Source organism: Lysinibacillus sp. GbtcB16 (assembly GCF_019091145.1).
GTDB classification, from domain to species: Bacteria; Bacillota; Bacilli; order Bacillales_A; family Planococcaceae; genus Lysinibacillus; species Lysinibacillus fusiformis.
This window is the reverse complement of sequence record NZ_JAGXJV010000938.1, coordinates 1-231: the sequence shown is the minus strand read 5'-3', so window position 1 is coordinate 231 and position 231 is coordinate 1. Positions and strand designations below refer to the sequence as shown.

General features: G+C 33.3%; 1 protein-coding gene. It reads left to right on the top strand.

Features of this window, described 5'->3' with window-relative positions; translation table 11 throughout:
* A partial coding sequence (locus tag KVT27_RS26380; RefSeq protein WP_217582358.1) for an amidohydrolase family protein occupies positions 1-224 on the top strand: 224 nt, incomplete at its 5' end.
* Positions 225-231 lie beyond the last annotated feature (7 nt).

Here is a 231-nt window from a genome sequence, read left to right as displayed (position 1 = left end):
CACTAGAGGAAGTACTAACAGCAACAACAATTAATGCCGCGTATGCAGTGAACCGAGGCGAACAAATAGGTTCCCTTGAAGTTGATAAAAAAGCGGATGTTATTAATTTAGATGTTGCTAATTATAAGCAATTACAATACTTCTATGGCATGAACCATACAAATACAGATATTAAAAATGGGCAAGTTGTTGTACAAAATGGAATTTTGCTGAAAGAACAATAAAGTAAAT